The sequence below is a fragment of the Variovorax sp. S12S4 genome, from assembly GCF_023195515.1.
Taxonomy (GTDB): Bacteria; Pseudomonadota; Gammaproteobacteria; order Burkholderiales; family Burkholderiaceae_C; genus Variovorax.
Genome location: NZ_JALPKR020000002.1, coordinates 609,689 through 626,543, shown reverse-complemented (window position 1 = coordinate 626,543; position 16,855 = coordinate 609,689). Strand labels below are relative to the sequence as shown.

General features: G+C 66.9%; 19 protein-coding genes. 9 read left to right on the top strand and 10 right to left on the bottom strand.

What is annotated here, in order from left to right; all coding sequences use genetic code 11:
• Positions 1–63: 63 nt before the first annotated feature.
• From M0765_RS03365 to nadA, 6 genes are all read left to right on the top strand, one after another.
• The gene (locus M0765_RS03365) at positions 64–447 is read left to right on the top strand and encodes a rhodanese-like domain-containing protein (RefSeq protein ID WP_274708855.1); all 384 of its coding nucleotides are present in this window, start codon (positions 64–66) and stop codon (positions 445–447) included.
• A gap of 20 nt (positions 448–467) precedes the next feature.
• The gene (gene grxC / locus M0765_RS03360) at positions 468–728 is read left to right on the top strand and encodes a glutaredoxin 3 (RefSeq protein ID WP_126748399.1); all 261 of its coding nucleotides are present in this window, start codon (positions 468–470) and stop codon (positions 726–728) included.
• 128 nt (positions 729–856) lie between these two features.
• Positions 857–1,321 (top strand): protein-export chaperone SecB, encoded by a 465-nt coding sequence (gene secB, locus M0765_RS03355; protein ID WP_126748400.1) that lies wholly within the window; start codon positions 857–859, stop codon positions 1,319–1,321.
• A 24-nt stretch (positions 1,322–1,345) separates the two neighbouring features.
• The gene (locus tag M0765_RS03350; protein ID WP_258502032.1) at positions 1,346–2,392 is read left to right on the top strand and encodes an NAD(P)H-dependent glycerol-3-phosphate dehydrogenase; all 1,047 of its coding nucleotides are present in this window, start codon (positions 1,346–1,348) and stop codon (positions 2,390–2,392) included.
• A 26-nt stretch (positions 2,393–2,418) separates the two neighbouring features.
• Positions 2,419–3,297 carry a carboxylating nicotinate-nucleotide diphosphorylase gene (gene nadC / locus M0765_RS03345; RefSeq protein WP_258502030.1) on the top strand — a complete coding sequence of 293 codons (879 nt, stop codon included), beginning with the start codon at positions 2,419–2,421 and terminating at the stop codon, positions 3,295–3,297.
• An 11-nt stretch (positions 3,298–3,308) separates the two neighbouring features.
• On the top strand, positions 3,309–4,430 hold the full coding sequence (gene nadA, locus M0765_RS03340; RefSeq protein ID WP_258502029.1) for a quinolinate synthase NadA: 1,122 nt from the start codon (positions 3,309–3,311) through the stop codon (positions 4,428–4,430).
• 129 nt (positions 4,431–4,559) lie between these two features.
• Here nadA and M0765_RS03335 read toward each other — a convergent pair whose 3' ends face one another.
• From M0765_RS03335 to M0765_RS03305, 7 genes are all read right to left on the bottom strand, one after another.
• A complete protein-coding gene (locus tag M0765_RS03335) occupies positions 4,560–4,922 on the bottom strand; it encodes a 6-carboxytetrahydropterin synthase (protein WP_258502028.1) in 363 nt (120 codons plus the stop codon).
• 19 nt (positions 4,923–4,941) lie between these two features.
• Positions 4,942–5,580 carry a 7-carboxy-7-deazaguanine synthase gene (gene queE, locus M0765_RS03330; protein WP_258502027.1) on the bottom strand — a complete coding sequence of 213 codons (639 nt, stop codon included), beginning with the start codon at positions 5,578–5,580 and terminating at the stop codon, positions 4,942–4,944.
• Positions 5,577–6,428, bottom strand: a complete 852-nt coding sequence (gene panC, locus M0765_RS03325) for a pantoate--beta-alanine ligase (protein WP_258502026.1) — start codon at positions 6,426–6,428, stop codon at positions 5,577–5,579. Before panC ends, queE begins: the two co-directional genes overlap by 4 nt.
• A gap of 12 nt (positions 6,429–6,440) precedes the next feature.
• Entirely contained in the window at positions 6,441–7,340 is a 900-nt protein-coding gene (panB, locus tag M0765_RS03320) for a 3-methyl-2-oxobutanoate hydroxymethyltransferase (RefSeq protein WP_258502025.1), read from the bottom strand.
• A gap of 71 nt (positions 7,341–7,411) precedes the next feature.
• On the bottom strand, positions 7,412–8,995 hold the full coding sequence (gene nadB / locus M0765_RS03315) for an L-aspartate oxidase (RefSeq protein ID WP_258502023.1): 1,584 nt from the start codon (positions 8,993–8,995) through the stop codon (positions 7,412–7,414).
• A gap of 32 nt (positions 8,996–9,027) precedes the next feature.
• The gene (locus M0765_RS03310) at positions 9,028–9,864 is read right to left on the bottom strand and encodes a segregation and condensation protein A (protein ID WP_258502022.1); all 837 of its coding nucleotides are present in this window, start codon (positions 9,862–9,864) and stop codon (positions 9,028–9,030) included.
• A gap of 70 nt (positions 9,865–9,934) precedes the next feature.
• Positions 9,935–10,141 carry a DUF3460 family protein gene (locus tag M0765_RS03305; protein WP_126748409.1) on the bottom strand — a complete coding sequence of 69 codons (207 nt, stop codon included), beginning with the start codon at positions 10,139–10,141 and terminating at the stop codon, positions 9,935–9,937.
• Between the two features lie 39 nt (positions 10,142–10,180).
• Here M0765_RS03305 and M0765_RS03300 point away from each other — a divergent pair, with 39 nt between their 5' ends.
• Positions 10,181–10,684, top strand: coding sequence for an outer membrane protein assembly factor BamE (locus M0765_RS03300; RefSeq protein WP_258502021.1), 504 nt, complete (start codon positions 10,181–10,183; stop codon positions 10,682–10,684).
• A 16-nt stretch (positions 10,685–10,700) separates the two neighbouring features.
• On the opposite strand, the gene M0765_RS03295 is transcribed toward M0765_RS03300, so the two are convergent.
• Genes M0765_RS03295 through metG form a run of 3 tightly spaced genes read right to left on the bottom strand, consistent with a single transcriptional unit; the run spans position 10,701 to position 14,750 of the window.
• Positions 10,701–12,377 (bottom strand): SulP family inorganic anion transporter, encoded by a 1,677-nt coding sequence (locus M0765_RS03295; RefSeq protein ID WP_258502020.1) that lies wholly within the window; start codon positions 12,375–12,377, stop codon positions 10,701–10,703.
• A 46-nt stretch (positions 12,378–12,423) separates the two neighbouring features.
• Positions 12,424–12,621 carry a hypothetical protein gene (locus tag M0765_RS03290; RefSeq protein WP_258502019.1) on the bottom strand — a complete coding sequence of 66 codons (198 nt, stop codon included), beginning with the start codon at positions 12,619–12,621 and terminating at the stop codon, positions 12,424–12,426.
• A 20-nt stretch (positions 12,622–12,641) separates the two neighbouring features.
• Positions 12,642–14,750 (bottom strand): methionine--tRNA ligase, encoded by a 2,109-nt coding sequence (metG, locus tag M0765_RS03285; RefSeq protein WP_258502017.1) that lies wholly within the window; start codon positions 14,748–14,750, stop codon positions 12,642–12,644.
• Between the two features lie 298 nt (positions 14,751–15,048).
• Between metG and M0765_RS03280 the strand changes: the two genes are divergently transcribed.
• Positions 15,049–16,080, top strand: coding sequence for an isocitrate/isopropylmalate dehydrogenase family protein (locus tag M0765_RS03280; protein ID WP_258502016.1), 1,032 nt, complete (start codon positions 15,049–15,051; stop codon positions 16,078–16,080).
• Between the two features lie 25 nt (positions 16,081–16,105).
• Positions 16,106–16,840: a phosphodiester glycosidase family protein gene (locus tag M0765_RS03275; protein ID WP_258502015.1), complete on the top strand. Its 735-nt coding sequence runs from the start codon at positions 16,106–16,108 to the stop codon at positions 16,838–16,840.
• The last annotated feature ends 15 nt before the right edge of the window (positions 16,841–16,855 follow it).

The following is a 16,855-nucleotide window of genomic DNA, read 5'->3' as shown; positions in this document are numbered from 1 at the left end:
AATCCCGGGTTTGCCATCCAAGGAACCCCCGTGAAATTGATCGAATTCGTCACCGCGAACTGGATGCTGATCCTGATTGCACTCAGCTCGGGTGGCATGCTGGCCTGGCCGCTGATTCGCGGCGCCGGCGGCGGCACCCTCACGGCCCAGGGCGCGGTGCACCTCATCAACCGCGAACGCGCGGTGCTGGTGGACGTGCGCGAACCCGAAGAGTTCGCTACCGGCCACATGATCGGCGCCAAGAACGTGCCGCTGAACCTGCTGGAAGAAAAGCTGACCGGCGCGGTCAAGAACAAGAACGTGCCGCTGCTCCTGGTGTGCGCCACCGGAGCCCGTGCCCAGCGCGCCGTGGCCATGGCCAAGAAACTCGGTTACGAGCAGGCCCAAGCCGTTTCCGGCGGTCTCAAGGCGTGGAAAGAGGCTAACCTGCCGGTTGAAAAAGCCTAAGTCTTCCCAAGGTACAGCGTATGCAAGCCGTCAAGATGTACACCACCGCGTTCTGCCCGTACTGTGTTCGTGCGAAGCAGATCCTCAAGTCCAAGGGCGTCGACGAGATCGAAGAAATTCGCATCGACACCGATCCCGAGGCCCGCAGCACCATGATGGAAATCACCCAGCGCCGCACGGTGCCGCAGATTTTCATCGGCGACACCCACGTGGGCGGCTGCGACGACCTGATGGCGCTCGACAGCCGCGGCGGCCTGGTGCCCCTGCTGCAAGCCGCCTGAAAACGAATCGGCCGGGTGTCACGGAAGCGGTTCCGGGCGCCGGGCGATAATCGCCTGCTCATTCATCTGCAGCCCGCTGCGGGAACCTCTCCCCAGCGGGCATTGTTTTGATTCTCGAAAGTTCAGCCATGGCCGACCAGCAAGCCCAAGATCCCATCTTCCAGATCCAGCGCGTCTACCTCAAGGACCTGTCGCTCGAACAGCCCAATTCGCCCGGCATCCTGCTCGAACAAGAGCAGCCCACCGTCGACATCCAGCTTGGCGTGGACGCCCAGCCCGTGGCTGAAGGCATCTTCGAGATCACCGTGTCGGCCACCGTGCAGACCAAGATCCAGGACAAGACCGTGTTCCTGGTCGAAGCCAAGCAAGCCGGCATCTTCGAGATCCGCAACCTGCCCGAAGACCAGATGGGCCCGATCCTCGGCATTGCCTGCCCGCAAATCGTGTACCCGTACCTGCGCGGCAACGTGGCCGACGTGATCCAGCGCGGCGGCTTCCCGCCCGTGCACCTGGCCGAAATCAACTTCCAGGCCATGTACGAGCAGCAGCAGGCACAGGCCGCCGGTCAGCCCGCCCCGACCCTCGCACAGTAAACCGGCACAACGCCGCCAACGCCGATGAAGATCTGCGTTCATGGCGCCGGTGCCTGGGGCACGGCGGTGGCCGTCAATGCGGCCCTCAGCACCGCCGTCGGCCACGAGGTCACGCTCTGGGCGCGCGATGCCGCCCAGGCCAATGCCATTTCGAAGGCGCGCGAAAACACCCGCTACCTGCCGGGGCTGGCGCTGCCGGCCTCGCTTGCCGTGCGGGCCGGTGACATCGGCCAGGCGCATGCCGGCGCCGACCTCGTCATCGTGGCCACGCCCATGGCGGCCCTGCGTGAACAACTCATTGCGCTGCGTGGCTGCACCGTGCCCGTTGCGTGGCTCTGCAAGGGCGTGGAGCCCGCGCTCGACGCTTCTTCCCCCACTTCCTTCGGCCTGCTCGCCCACGAGATTTGGGCGCAGGTTGCTCCAGATTTGATAGCAGGCGTGCTCAGCGGCCCGAGCTTTGCGCAAGAAGTGGCCGAAGGCCGCCCCACCGCGCTGGTGGCCGCGAGCCCGCACGCCGTGGTGCGCGATGCGCTGGTCGACGCCTTTCACGGCCCGGCCCTGCGCGTCTATGCCAACGACGACATCGTCGGCGTCGAGGTCGGTGGCGCGGTCAAGAACGTGCTGGCCATTGCCACCGGGCTGTGCGACGGCCTGGCGCTCGGGCTCAATGCGCGCGCCGCGCTCATCACGCGCGGCCTGGCCGAAATGACCCGCTTCGGGCTGGCGCTCGGCGCCCGGGCCGAGACTTTCATGGGCCTTTCGGGCCTGGGCGACCTGGTGCTGACCGCGACCGGCGACCTGTCGCGCAATCGCAAGGTGGGCCTGCTGCTGGCGCAAGGGCAGACCCTGGCGCAAGCGGTGGCCTCGCTCGGCCATGTGGCCGAAGGCGTGTATTGCGCGCGCACCGTGGTGCAGCGCGCGCGCGGCCTGGGCGTGGAAATGCCCATCGCCGAAGGCGTGGTTGCGCTGCTCGACGGCCGGGTGAGCCCGCGGGAAGCCGTCGCCTCGCTCACTGGCCGTGATCCGGTGCCGGAAACCGTCCGGGCGCACGGGTCCCGCGGTTCACCCTGACAAGACAGAAGAGACAAAAAAGAGCCATGAGCCCTCGCTTTGATTTTTCGGCGCCGGCCTTGGCCGCGCTGGCCCAGGCCGACGCAGCACGCGCCTTGCAGGAAGACGTGGCCGACGGTGACCTGACCGCGTCGCTGGTCGACCCCGGCCGCAGGGCCCATGCCCGCGTGCTGGCGCGCGAATCGGCCGTGCTGTGCGGCGCGCCCTGGGTCGAAGCCACGGTGCGGCAGCTCGATCCGCAAGCCCGCATCGAGTGGCTGTGCGCCGAGGGCGAGCGCTGTGCGGCCGACCAGACGGTGCTCGAGATTGAAGGCTCGGCCCGCGCACTGCTGACGGCCGAGCGCACCGCGCTCAATTTTCTTCAGCTGCTGAGTGCGGTTGCGACCAAGACTGCGCTGTATGCCGACGCCGTTCGCGGCACGCGCGCAAGCATCGTCGACACCCGCAAGACCCTGCCGGGCCTGCGCCTGGCGCAAAAGTACGCGGTGCGCACCGGCGGCGGCGTGAACCACCGCATCGGTCTTTACGACGCGGTGCTCATCAAGGAAAACCACATTGCGGCGGCCGGCGGCGTGGCTGCGGCGCTGTGTGCCGTGGCGCCGGTGGCGGATCGCGCGGCCTTTGTCGAGGTCGAGGTAGAAACGCTGGCGCAGTTGCGCGAGGCATTGGATGCGGGCGCGCGCATGGTGCTGCTCGACAACATGGACCTGCCCACGCTGCGCGAAGCCGTTCGCATCAACGACGCGGCCGACAACGAACGCAGGGCCGTGCTCGAAATATCGGGCGGCGTCACGCTCGAAGGCCTGCGCACCCTGGCTGAAACCGGGGTGGACCGCATCTCGGTCGGCGCGCTCACCAAGGATGTGAAGGCCATCGATTTTTCGATGCGATTCCAGGAAAGCTGAGGACGGCGGCCGTGGCTTCTTCTTTCGTCATCGACGTCGACTACGAACAACCGGTGGCAGAAGCCGGGTCGGCCTGCGACACCCGCCACGCCTGGGCGCGCGTGCCGCCCGAACCTTCGCCCGATGAGCGCATCGCCCTGAAGGAGCGCATTCGCCGCCTCTTGCGCGAGCGCAATGCGGTGATGGTGTCGCACTTCTACGTGGACCCCGACCTGCAGGACCTGGCCGAGGAAACCGGCGGCATCGTGAGCGACTCGCTCGAAATGGCGCGCTTCGGCCGCGACCACACAGCGCAGACGCTGGTGGTGTCGGGCGTGCGTTTCATGGGCGAGACCGCCAAGATCCTCTCGCCCGAGAAGCGCGTGCTCATGCCCGACCTGGACGCCAACTGCTCGCTCGACCTCGGCTGCCCGGTCGATGAGTTCAGCGCGTTCTGCGACCAGCACCCCGACCGCACCGTGGTCGTCTACGCCAACACCAGCGCGGCCGTGAAGGCGCGCGCCGACTGGCTCGTCACCTCCAGCTGCGCGCTCGATGTGGTGAGCGCGCTGCATGCCCAAGGCCGCAAGATTCTCTGGGGCCCGGACCGCCACCTGGGCGACTACATCCAGCGCCAGACCGGCGCCGACATGGTCAGCTGGAACGGCGCCTGCATCGTGCATGACGAGTTCAAGGCGCTGGAGCTTGACCTGCTGAAGAAGGCGCACCCCGCTGCAAAGGTGCTGGTGCACCCGGAGTCGCCGGCCGACGTGATTGCGCTGGCCGATGCGGTGGGTTCCACCTCGGCCATTTTGAGTGCGGCGCAGCGCATGGACGCGAACGAGTTCATCGTTGCCACCGACAGCGGGATGCTGCACAAGCTGCGCACGCTGAATCCGGGCAAGACTTTCATCGAGGCGCCGACGGCGGGCAATGGGGGCACCTGCAAAAGCTGCGCGCATTGCCCTTGGATGGCGATGAACGGACTGGTGGAGCTGGCGAATGCGCTGGAAACGGGCGCGGGTGAGATTCAGGTGGACCCGGCGCTGGGGTTGCGGGCGCGGGTGCCGATTGACCGGATGCTGGCGTTTACGGCGGGCCTCAAGAATGGCCAGGCGCCTGGAAGCCTGGTGGCAGGCATAGGCGCCGCCTGACCCCGCATTGCTCCTTCCCCCTCTGGGGGAAGGCTGGGATGGGGGCTCGCGGCGCCGAACGGGCCGACGGCGATGTGAAGGCCGCTTGCCCTCACCCCAACCCTCCCCGGAAGGGGAGGGAGCAAAACCCTAGAACTCCAGCGTGCAGCTGTCCCCCAGCGCCTCTCTCCACACACGCACCCGCGCGAGCGAAGCGCGAAAGTCCGGCAGGGCGTCCGCAATGAACAGGCACAAGTTCTCCAACGTCGGCGGATGCAGCCCCTCCACGTCGTCCAGCAAGTGATGGTCCAGCAGCTCACGCACGTCGTCCAGCCGGCGGCGCAGCAGCCCCAGGTCGACCACCATGCCTGTGATGGGATCGCGCTGGCCCGCGAGCCACACTTCGGCGTGGTACGTATGGCCGTGAATACGGCGGCTGCCTTCCACCTCGATGTCGCGCTTCAGCGTGTGGGCGGCATCGAAGAAAAAGCGTTGGCTGATGGTGAATCGCATCTGAAAAGTCTCCCCGCGCTCAGCGGATACCGGTGATCTTGTGGGTTTGTACGCTGAGACGCCATACGGGCTGTCGCATGCATTCGGCAATGCACAGTTCGGTGTTGGCCACGCGGTCGGGCCCGTCCATCGGCTGCAAAAAGCGATGCGTGAACTCGCCCGTGCGCGCCATGGTGTCGAGGTCGAAGTCGGCCTGCGGCCACACCAGCTTCAGTTCTTGTCCGCGCTGCTGCACCCAGGGCGCACCGGCCTTGGGGCTGATGCAGAGCCAGTCGATGCCCTCGGGCGCCGCGACCGTGCCGTTGCTTTCCACGGCAATGCGAAAGCGCCGAGCATGCAGCGCGTCGACCAGTGCTGCGTCCACCTGCAGCAGCGGCTCGCCGCCGGTGAGCACCACCAGCCGGTGCTCGGCATCGCCGGCCGGCCATTGCGCAGCGATGGTGTCGGCCAGCAGGTCGGCGGTCTTGAACTTGCCGCCGAGCGTGCCGTCGGTGCCCACGAAATCGGTATCGCAGAAGCGGCAAACGGCCGTGTCGCGATCTTCCTCTCGGCCCGTCCACAGGTTGCAGCCCGCAAAGCGGCAGAACACGGCAGGCATGCCCGCCTGGCCGCCTTCGCCCTGCAGGGTGTAGAAGATTTCCTTGACGCTGTAGGTCATGAAGAAGCCGGGTTCTCGATTTCGAGGTTGTCGATCAGCCGCGTACCGCCCAACCGTGCCGCGGCCAGCGCCACGAGCGGTTCGCCGGCCAGCCCGAAAGTGGGCGCCTGCAGGTCGGCACGCCGCCGCAACACAAGATAGTCCGGTTGCCAGCCGCGCTCTGTGAGCGTCTGCATTGCCCGCGCTTCGATTGCGGCCAAATCGCGTTCGCCGGCTTGCACGGCCGAGGCCATGGCCTTCAGCGCTTTCGAGAGTTGCACGGCCTCCGCGCGCTCGGTCTCGCTCAGGTAGCCGTTGCGCGACGACAGGGCCAGCCCGTCGTCCGCGCGGAAGGTTTCGCTGCCGACAATGTCGATGGGAAGCGCAAACTGCCGCACCATGTGGCGGATCATCATCAGCTGCTGGTAGTCCTTCTTGCCGAACACCGCCACGCGCGGCTGCACGCACTGGAAGAGCTTCATCACCACCGTGCAAACGCCGATGAAGAAGCCGGGGCGGAAATGGCCTTCGAGAATGTCGGCCAGCGCAGGGTCCGGGTGCACCTTGCAGGTCTGCGGCTCGGGGTAGAGCGCTTTTTCGTCCGGCGCGAACAGCACGTCGCAGCCGGCCGCGCGCAGCTTCTCGCAGTCGCTGTCCCAGGTGCGCGGGTAGGTGTCGAAATCTTCGTGCGGCAGGAACTGCAGGCGGTTGACGAAGATGCTCGCCACCGTCACGTCGCCCAGTGGCCTGGCCTGTTCGATCAGCGCCAGGTGGCCGTCGTGCAGGTTGCCCATGGTGGGCACGAAGGCCGGGCGCTTGAAAGCCGAAAGGTGCTCGCGCAGCTCGGCGATGGTGTGTGCGATGTACATGGTCTGTGCTCCTTACCAGGCGTGCAGTCGGTCGTCGGGAAAGCTGCCGTCCTTCACCGCGCGCACATAGGCTTCGAGGGCCTGCGCGATGCTCGAGGAATCGGCCATGAAGTTGCGCACGAACTTCGGCATCTTGCCGAGGTTGATGCCCAGCATGTCGTGCAACACCAGCACCTGGCCGGCAGTGCCCTTGCCCGCGCCAATGCCGATGGTCGCGCAGTGCTTCAGTTCAGCGGTGAGCTCGGCGGCCAGTGCGGCCGGCACCATCTCGAGCACCAGCATTGCGGCGCCCGCGTCCTGCAATGCGTGCGCATGCTGCTTCAGCAGTGCTCCAGCATCGCCCTTGCCCTGCACGCGGTAGCCGCCCAGCGCATGCACGGTCTGCGGCGTGAGGCCCAGGTGCGCGCACACCGGAATGCCGCGCTCGACCAGAAAGCGCACCGTCTCCGTGGTCCAGCCGCCGCCTTCGAGCTTGACCATGTGTGCGCCCGCCTGCATCAGCACGGTGGCGCTGCGCAGGGCCTGTTCGCGCGATTCCTGGTAGCTGCCGAAGGGCAGGTCGGCAATCAGCCAGGCCGTGCCCTGCACACGGCGCAGGCCCCGCGAAACGCTGTCGGTGTGATAGCGCATGGTGTCCAGGCTCACGCCCACCGTGCTGTTCAGGCCCTGGCAGACCATGCCGAGCGAATCGCCGACCAGCAGGCAATCGACGCCCGCCGCGTCGGCCATGGCCGCGAAGGTGGCGTCGTAGGCGGTGAGCATCGAGATTTTCTCGCCGCGCGCATGCATGTCGGCCAGGCGCGGCAGGCTCACGGGCTTGCGCGTTGCGGGTGGCGAGGCCGGGGGCAGCGTGCCGTAGGGCGTGGCGGCTGCCGGCGTCTCGGACGAAGGGGTTGCGGTGGTGTTCGACATGGTTGGGGTTCTCCCTGCGGGCGTCGGTGGCCGGGCATCCTTGAGTGAAGAAAAGTTGAAGCGGTGGGGTGTCAGCGCCCCGGCGGCGTCAATACCGTCGGCGCGGAGGGCTCGGCAAGCGAAGGATAGTCCCGGCTGAAATGCAGCCCGCGGCTTTCATGCCGGGCCTGCGCCGAGCGCACGATGAGTTCGGCCACCTGCACCAGGTTGCGCAGTTCCAGCAGGTCGCGCGTCACGTGAAAGTGGGCGTAGAACTCGTGGATCTCGGCCTGCAGCAGCGCAATTCGGTGGCTTGCGCGCTCCAGCCGCTTGTTGGTGCGCACGATGCCCACGTAGTCCCACATGAAGCGCCGAAGCTCTTCCCAGTTGTGGGAAATGACCACGGCTTCGTCGGCATCGGTCACGCGGCTGTCGTCCCACTGCGGCAGATCGACGCTGCTGCGCCCCGGAGCCGCCGCAATGGCGCCGGCCGCGGCACGCGCGAACACCATGCACTCGACCAGCGAGTTGCTCGCCAGGCGATTCGCGCCATGCAAGCCCGTGCAGGCGGTCTCGCCGATGGCGTAGAGGCCCGGCACATCGGTGCGGCCGGCCAGGTCGCTCAGCACGCCGCCGCATGTGTAATGGGCGGCCGGCACCACGGGAATGGGCTCCCGCGTGATGTCGATGCCCAGCTCCGCGCAGCGCGCGAGGATGTTGGGAAAGTGCTCGTTCAGAAACGCCGGGCTCTGGTGCGAGATGTCCAGGTACACGCAGTCCAGGCCGTGCTTCTTCATCTCGAAGTCGATGGCGCGCGCCACCACGTCGCGCGGCGCGAGTTCGGCGCGCTCGTCGTGCTGGGGCATGAAGCGGGTGCCTCCCGCCGATTCGGGCAGCTTCAGCAGCCCGCCTTCGCCGCGCACCGCTTCGCTGATCAGGAAGGACTTCGCATGCGGGTGGTACAGGCACGTGGGGTGGAACTGGATGAACTCCATGTTCGAAACCCGGCAGCCCGCGCGCCAGGCCGCGGCAATGCCGTCGCCCGTGGCCGTATCCGGATTGGTCGTGTAGAGGTAGACCTTGCCCGCCCCGCCCGTCGCCAGGATGGTGTGTGGCGCGCGAAAGCTCAGCACCTCGTCGGTCTCGTCGTCCAGCGCGTACAGGCCCAGGCAAGCCGGGTCGGCCAGCCCCAGCTTGGGCCCGGTGATCAGGTCGACCAGCGTGTGGTGCTCGAAGAGGGTGATGCTCGGCGTGCGGCGCACGCGCTCGATCAGCGTCTGCTGCACGGCCGCGCCGGTGGCGTCCGTCACATGCACGATGCGGCGCTGGCTGTGGCCGCCTTCGCGCGTCAGGTGCAGCCCGCCGTCGGCTTCTGCGGAAAACGGCACGCCAAGTTCGCGCAGCCAGTCGATGGCCTCGGGCGCATGCTCGACGACGAAGCGCGTGGCCTCGGGGTCGCAGAGCCCGGCGCCGGCCACCAGCGTGTCTTCCACATGCGCATCGAAGCTGTCGCCCGCGGCCAGCACGGCCGCAATGCCGCCCTGCGCCCAGGCGCTGGAGCCGTCGTTCAGTGCGCGCTTGGTCAGTACCGCCACGCGGTGCGTCGGCGCCAGGTGCAGCGCCGCCGAGAGGCCTGCGAGGCCGCTGCCGACGATGAGGACGTCGAAGTCGCGCACGGCGGAATTCACAGGGGCAAGTGCCGGCAAGCTCAGGCCGGCGAGTACGCCAGCCGCACGTAAATGGGCGCGAAGGCTTCGGCCTGCGTGATGTCGATCAGCGTTTCCTTCGCAAGCTCGAGCATCGCGATGAAGGTGACGATCAGCACCGGCGCGCCGCGAGACACGTCGAACAGCTTTTCGAACTCGACGAAGCGCTGCCCCTGCAGGTGCCGCAGCACGATGCTCATGTGCTCGCGCACGTTGAGTTCTTCGCGCGAAATCTTGTGGTGCTGAATGAGCTTGGCGCGCTTCATGATGTCGGCCCACGCGTCGCGCAGCTCGACCACGTTCACGTCGGGGAAGCGGGGCTTGAGCGATTGCTCGATGTAGACCTGCCCCTTCCAGAAGTCGCGCCCGTAGGTCGGCATGGCGCTGATGGAGGCGGCCTGCAGCTTGGTCTGCTCGTATTCGAGCAGGCGGCGCACCAGCTCTGCGCGCGGGTCTTCGGCCTCTTCGCCGTCGGCCACCTTCTTGGGCGGCAGCAGCATGCGCGACTTGATCTCGATCAGCATCGCGGCCATCAGGAGGTACTCGGCCGCGAGCTCCAGGTTGGTCTGGCGAATCTCGTCGACGTAGCTCAGGTATTGCCGCGTGAGCCCCGCCATCGGGATGTCGAGAATGTTGAAGTTCTGCTTCCTGATGAGGTAGAGCAGCAAGTCCAGCGGGCCTTCGAAGGCCTCCAGAAAAACCTGCAGCGCCTCGGGCGGGATGTACAGGTCCTTCGGCATCGCGAACAACGGCTCGCCATAGAGCCTGGCGAGCGCGACCTGGTCGACCACCTCGGGCATGCTGGCCACGAGCGTGTCGTTGTCCTCGTTGTCCTTCATCGGGCGCTTGCTATCATTTCAATAGCTGCAGGCGCGATGACGGCCAACGATGGATGCCGGCTGGGCACCATTACTTGCTTTGGGTCTGGTAGACGTACGGCTGCTGCGGCACGCGGGCTTCGCTGTATTCCTCGAGCAGGCTGCGGTCGAGGTGCTTGTCCCACAGCAGGGCCCGGCCGGCGCGCTGTTCGGCTTCCAGCGTCGGCTTCTTTTCTTTCATCTCCTCGATGAAGCTGGTGATCTCGGAGGTGTAGTGGGGGCGGCGGAAGATGGACATAGACTGGACCTTTGTAGCGCGAATTTTACCGGGGATGGCATGAAGCGACGACAACAGTGGCGGATCGGCACGGCAGCGGCCTTGCTGGCGGTGGTTATGGGGCTTGCGGGATGCGACCCGCAGCGCATCGACGAACTGGAGGAGGGCGTCTCGACCGAGGCCGATGTGCGCGCCCGGTTCGGCGAGCCCGAGAACATCTGGGACGTGCCCAACGGCCGCGTGCTCGAGTACAACCGCCAGCCGCAGGGCCAGAAAAACTACATGATCACCATCGGCGCCGACGGCAAGATGAGCGCGCTGCGCCAGGTGCTCACGCCCGAGAACTTTGCCAGGGTGCAGCCGGGCATGATGATGGAAGACCTGCGCAAGATGCTCGGCAAGCCCGCCAAGGTCACGCCCTACGCGCTCAAGCGCGAAACCGAATGGGAATGGCGCTGGGTGCAGCCGCCCAGTTCGCCCATGGTGTTTACCGCCACGCTCAACGACGACCAGCGCGTGGTGCGCAGCGGCTCTTCGCCCGACCGGAGTACCGAGGCGAACTGAGGCCTGAACGGGGGCCCTAGCCCTCCGCGTCGTGCGGCCGGCCGCTCGTCAGCTCCTCGGCAAACCCCGAGCGCACGATCACCTCGAGCGGCTGCGGCTGCAGCGATTCCAGGCGCAACAGCCCGTCGCGCGCCAGCACCGCGCGGTGCAGCTGGCGCAGCGCGTCGACGCCCGTCGCGTCCAGGTAGATGAGGTGCGTGGCGTCGAGCACCACCGTCATGCCGCGCGGCGCGCTCTCGGCCGCATTCACGGCTTCGTCCAGCTTGGCCGCAGCCCCGAAGAACAGCGCACCATACAGCCGGTAGGTAAGCACCGGCGGCTGCATCGTGACCAGCTCGACGCTGAAAAGCCCGCTCATGCGGCGGATGAAAAGCGCACAAGCCAGCACGATGCCCACCTGCACCGCCACCGTCAGGTCGAAAACGACCGTGAGAAAGAAGGTGCCGAGCATCAGCAGCCGGTAATGGCGGCTGAAGTGCCGCAGCTGGCCGGGCGTGAACTCGCGCCATTCGCCCATGTTCAGGCCCACGAACACCAGAATGCCCGCCAGCACCGCGAGCGGCACATGGCGCGCGAGCGGCGCCGCCAGCAGCACGACCACCATCAGCGTGACCGCATGCACGATGCCCGCAATCGGCGAATTGCCGCCCGAGCGAATGTTGGTCACCGTCCGCGCAATGGTGCCGGTGGCCGGCATGCCGCCGAAGAACGGCGTCACCAGGTTGGCGATGCCTTGCGCCATCAGTTCCTGGTTGGGGTCGTGGCGCGGCTGTCCGCTGATCTGGTCGGCCACGCGGGCGCACAGCAGCGACTCGATGGCGCCCAGCAGCGCAATGGTCAGCGTCGGCGTGACCAGCTGCTTGACCGTTTCCCACGAAAAATCGGGCAGCGCGAAGGTCGGCAGGCCTTCGGGAATGCCGCCGAAACGCGTGCCGATGGTTTCCACCGGCAGCTCGAAACCCCACGACACCAGCGTGAGCGTGACCAGCGCGACGATGGGCCCCGGCATGCGCGCGCCCACCTGCACCGCGCGGGTTCGCGCGATGCGCCCCGCGAGCCGCTGCACCGCATGGCCCACCTTCGACTCACCTTGCAGCAGCAGCGGCCAGACCATCAGGCCGACCACGCAGGCCAGCCCCAGCGCGAAGGCGTAGGGGTTGAAGGTGCCGATCTGCAGCGCCATCGCGTGCAGCTGCGAGAACACGTCGGCCGGCATCTTCTCCACCGTGAGCCCGAGCAGGTCCTTGAGTTGCGACAGCAGAATGAGCACCGCAATGCCGTTGGTGAAGCCGACCACGATCGACAGCGGCACGAAGCGCACCAGCCGGCCGAGCCCGAACAGCCCCGCCGCGAACAGCAGCACGCCGGCGCAGGCGGTCGATATCAGAAGATTCGCCAGGCCGTAGCGTTCGACGATGCCGTAGACGATCACGATGAAGGCGCCGGCCGGCCCGCCGATCTGCACCGCCGAGCCGCCCAGGAGCGAGATCAGGAAGCCCGCGATGATCGCCGTCCAGATGCCCGCTTCGGGCTTGAGCCCCGAGGCGATGGCAAAGGCCATGGCCAGCGGCAGCGCCACGATGCCGACGGTGGCGCCCGCGCCCAGATCCTTGAAGAAGCGCCCCCGGTCGTAGCCCGCCATGGCGTCCAGCAGGCGTGGGCGGAAGCGGGTGATGTTCAGCGGTGAATGCATGGGGCACCCATTGTGTACCCCATGCCGGCATGGCCGGCCGCGCGGTTCAGTCGCTGTCGGGAATCACCGCGTCGGCCGCCGCGCCCACGGCCTTGCCGGTGATGCGCGCGGTGCCAATGGCGGCATCGGCGGCCAGGCCCACGGCGCCGGCACCCACGCTCACGGCGGTACCTGCCACGGTCACCACCGCGCAGCCGCTCAGCATGGCCGCGAATGACAACAGAAGGATGGTGCGTTTCAGCATGGTGCGGTCCTCTCGCGAAATCAGCGAACCCGCATGCCGGGCGTGGCGCCGGGCCAGGGTTCGAGCACATGGATGCCGGGGTTGGCTTTTTCGTCGGCATGGCTGGCGGCCAGCACCATGCCTTCGCTGATGCCGAACTTCATCTTGCGCGGCGCCAGGTTGGCAACCAGCACCGTGAGCTTGCCCACGAGCTGCTCGGGCTGGTAGGCCGAGGCGATGCCGCTGAACACGTTGCGCGTTTTTTCCTCGCCCGCGTCGAGCGTCAGGCGCAGCAGCTTGGTCGAGCCTTCGACCTTCTCGCAGGCCACGATCTTCGCAATGCGCAGGTCGATCTTCGCGAAGTCGTCGATGGTGATGGTGGGCGCAATGGCCTCGCCGCCGGGCAGCGCACCGGTGGTGGCTTCAATGGCCGTTGCCGCTGCCGCTGCCGCTACCGGCTCGGGCGCATCGAACAGCTGGTCGACCATCTTCGCGTCGGCACGCTGCATCAGGTGCTTGTATTCGCCGATGGCATGACCGACCGGCAGCGCCTGCGCGGCATCGGCCCAGGTCAGCGGCGCAATCTTGAGGAAGGCCTCGACGTTCACGGCAAGCGCCGGCAGCACCGGCTTCAGGTACAGCGTGAGCAGGCGGAAAGCCTCGATGCACACCGTGCACACGTCGTGCAGGCGCGCCTCCTGGCCTTCTTTCTTGGCCAGTTCCCAGGGCTTGTTCTGGTCGACGTACTCGTTCACCTTGTCGGCCAGCGCCATCACTTCGCGCAGCGCGCGGGCGTAGTCGCGGCCGTCGTACAGCGAATGCAGTTGCGGCGCCGCGTCGCGCAGCGCAAACAGCAGCGCGTCGCCGTCCGCCGAAATCTCGCCCAGCTTGCCGCCGAAGCGCTTGCCGATGAAGCCGGCCGCGCGGCTCGCAATGTTGATGTACTTGCCGACCAGGTCGCTGTTGACGCGCGCCACGAAGTCTTCGGGGTTGAAGTCGATGTCTTCGTTGCGGCCGTTGAGCTTGGCCGCGATGTAGTAGCGCAGCCATTCGGGGTCGAGGCCGATCGAGAGGTATTTGAGCGGGTCGATGCCGGTGCCGCGGCTCTTGCTCATCTTTTCGCCGCTCACCGTCAGGTGGCCGTGCACGTACACCGCATCAGGCGCCTTGCGGCCGCTGAAGTGCAGCATCGCGGGCCAGAAGAGGGTGTGGAAGGTGATGATGTCCTTGCCGATGAAGTGCACCTGCTCCAGGTCGGGGTCCGCCATGTACTCGGTGTACGAGATGCCGTCGCCGCCGAGCTCGATGCAGCGCTTGTCGAGCAGGTTCTTCAGCGAGGCAAGGTAGCCCACGGGCGCGTCGAGCCACACGTAGAAGTACTTGCCCGGCGCATCGGGAATCTCGATGCCGAAGTAGGGCGCATCGCGGCTGATGTCCCAGTCACCGAGGCCGCCCTTGCCCTCGTCGTCCTTGTAGAGCCACTCGCGGATCTTGTTCTGCACCTCGGGCTGCACATGGCCGGGGGCCGCGGTCCAGTCCTTCAGGTAGGCCTCGCAGCGCGGGTCCGAGAGCTTGAAGAAGAAGTGCTCGGAACTGCGCAGCTCCGGCTTGGCGCCCGACAGGGCCGAGTAGGGGTTGATCAGCTCGGTGGGGGCGTACACGGCGCCGCACACCTCGCAGTTGTCGCCGTACTGGTCCTTGGCGTGGCAGTTCGGGCACTCGCCCTTGATAAAGCGGTCGGCCAGGAACATGCCCTTGGCCGGGTCGTAGAACTGCTCGACGCTCTTGGTTTCGATGAGGCCGTTGGCGCGCAGGTCGCGGTAGATGTCCTGCGCGAGCTGGTGGTTCTCGGGCGCGTCGGTCGAGTGCCAGTTGTCGAACGAGATGTAGTAGCCGTCGAGGTAGGGCTTGCGGCCCGCCGCGATCTCGGCCACGAAGGCCTGCGGCGTCACGCCGGCCTTGTCGGCCGCAATGGTGATGGCCGCGCCATGCGCGTCGTCGGCGCAGACGAAGTTGACCTCGGCCCCATTCATTCGCTGGTTCCGCACCCAGATGTCGGCCTGGATGTATTCCATCATGTGGCCGATATGGAACTTGCCGTTGGCATACGGCAGGGCGGTGGTAACGAAGAGCTTGCGCGGGGCGGACATCGGGAAGGGCGCTTTCGGGGAGTGGCTGACTGGCTTCAGAGGCGGCCGCTTCCGGGAACCGGGCATTTTAGGTGGCTGCATCGCACCCTGCCCAATGCCGCCGATCTCACCGCCCGATTGGCCGGGATTACGGCTTCGCCGCCGCGCCGCAAATACGAGCTGCCGGACCCCGAGTGACCCGAAAGCCGGCGGGGTGTCTCCGGCGCGACGTATGCTCCATGCCGCGCATTTCGCCAACGCTCCCTCCTGATATGGCGAAGAGATATACAAGATAGATACACAGAAAGCGAGTTTTCCGATGACCAGCCCCATTCCCGCAACCCTGATCCCCGGCGATGGCATCGGCCCCGAAATCGTCGACGCCACGCTGGCGGCTTTCGATGCGCTGAAGGCCCCGTTCGAGTGGGACCGCCAGATTGCCGGCCTCGGCGGCGTCAAGGCCTCGGGCGATCCGCTGCCCCAGGCCACGCTGGACAGCATCCGCCGCACCCGCCTGGCGCTCAAGGGCCCGCTCGAAACCCCGTCGGGCGGCGGCTACCGCTCGTCGAACGTGCGCCTGCGCGAAGAATTCCAGCTGTACGCCAACCTGCGCCCCGCCCGCACCATCGTTCCGGGCGGCCGCTTCGACAAGATCGACCTGATGGTCGTGCGCGAAAACCTCGAAGGCCTCTACATCGGCCACGAGCACTATGTGCGCATCGACGGAGACCCGCACGCCGTGGGCATGGCCACCGGCATCAACACGCGCCAGGGCTGCCTTCGCCTGCTCGAATACGCGTTCGAGACTGCCATTGCCACGGGCCGCAAGAAGGTCACGCTGGTCCACAAGGCCAACATCATGAAGGTGCTGACCGGCCTCTTCCTGGAGACGGGCCTCGACCTGTACGAGAGAAAGTACAAGGGCAAGTTCGAGCTCGACTCGATCATCGTCGACGCCTGCGCCATGAAGCTGGTGCTGAACCCGTGGCAGTTCGACATGCTGGTGACCACCAACCTGTTCGGGGACATCCTCTCCGACCTGGTGGCCGGTCTGGTCGGCGGCCTGGGCATGGCACCGGGGGCCAACATCGGCGCCGATGCCGCGATCTTCGAGGCCGTGCACGGCTCCGCCCCCGACATCGCCGGCAAGGGCATTGCCAATCCGACCGCGCTGCTGCTGGCCGCCGCGCTGATGCTCGAGCACGTCAAGCTGCCCGACCTGGCCACGCGCCTGCGCAAGGCAATCGACGACACGCTCAACATCGACAAGGTGCGCACCGGCGACCTCGGCGGCACCGCCAACACGGCGGGGTTCACCAAGGCGCTGGTCAGCCGCATCCAGAACGGCTGAGGCGGAGGCGGCTTTCCATTACTTCATGAGAAAGCTGCTGCTCCTGCTGGCGCTCTGCGCGGCCGGCGTGGCCAGCGCCGCCGGCATGGCCAGCGCGGCAGCCGCCGTGGAAGATCCGCCGCGCTACACCGTCGTCAGGGTCGACCTGCGCACGGAACGGCTCGAGCTGTTCCTGCGAGACGACACGGGCGTCGAGTTCAAGAGTCTCGAGCGCCTCGAAGCCTGGCTAGCGGGGCGCAACCGGCAACTGCTGTTCGCGATGAATGCCGGCATGTACCACGCCGACTTTTCGCCGGTCGGCCTGCTGGTGCAGGAGGGACGCGAGATTTCGCCGCTCAACCTGTCGGGGGGCGCGGGCAACTTCTTTCTCAAGCCGAACGGCGTTTTCCTGGTGTCCGATGCCGGGCCGCGCGTGGTCGAATCGTCGGAATATCCGGCGCTTTCGAAGAGCGGTGTTCGGCTGGCGACCCAATCGGGCCCCCTGCTGCTGCGCCATGGCGTGGTGCATCCGGCCTTCATTCCACATTCGGACTCGCGCAAGATCCGCAACGGCGTGGGCGTATCGGGCCACACGGCAATTTTCGTGATCAGCGAGCAGCCGGTGAACTTCTACGAGTTCGCCCTCTACTTTCGCGACGTGCTGCATTGCCGCGATGCGCTCTACCTCGACGGCACCGTTTCGGCGCTGTACTCGCTTGCCTTGCGGCGCAGCGATCTCACAAGGGAGCTGGGTCCGATACTCGGCGTGACCGCACCGTGAGCCGGCCTTTGCCGC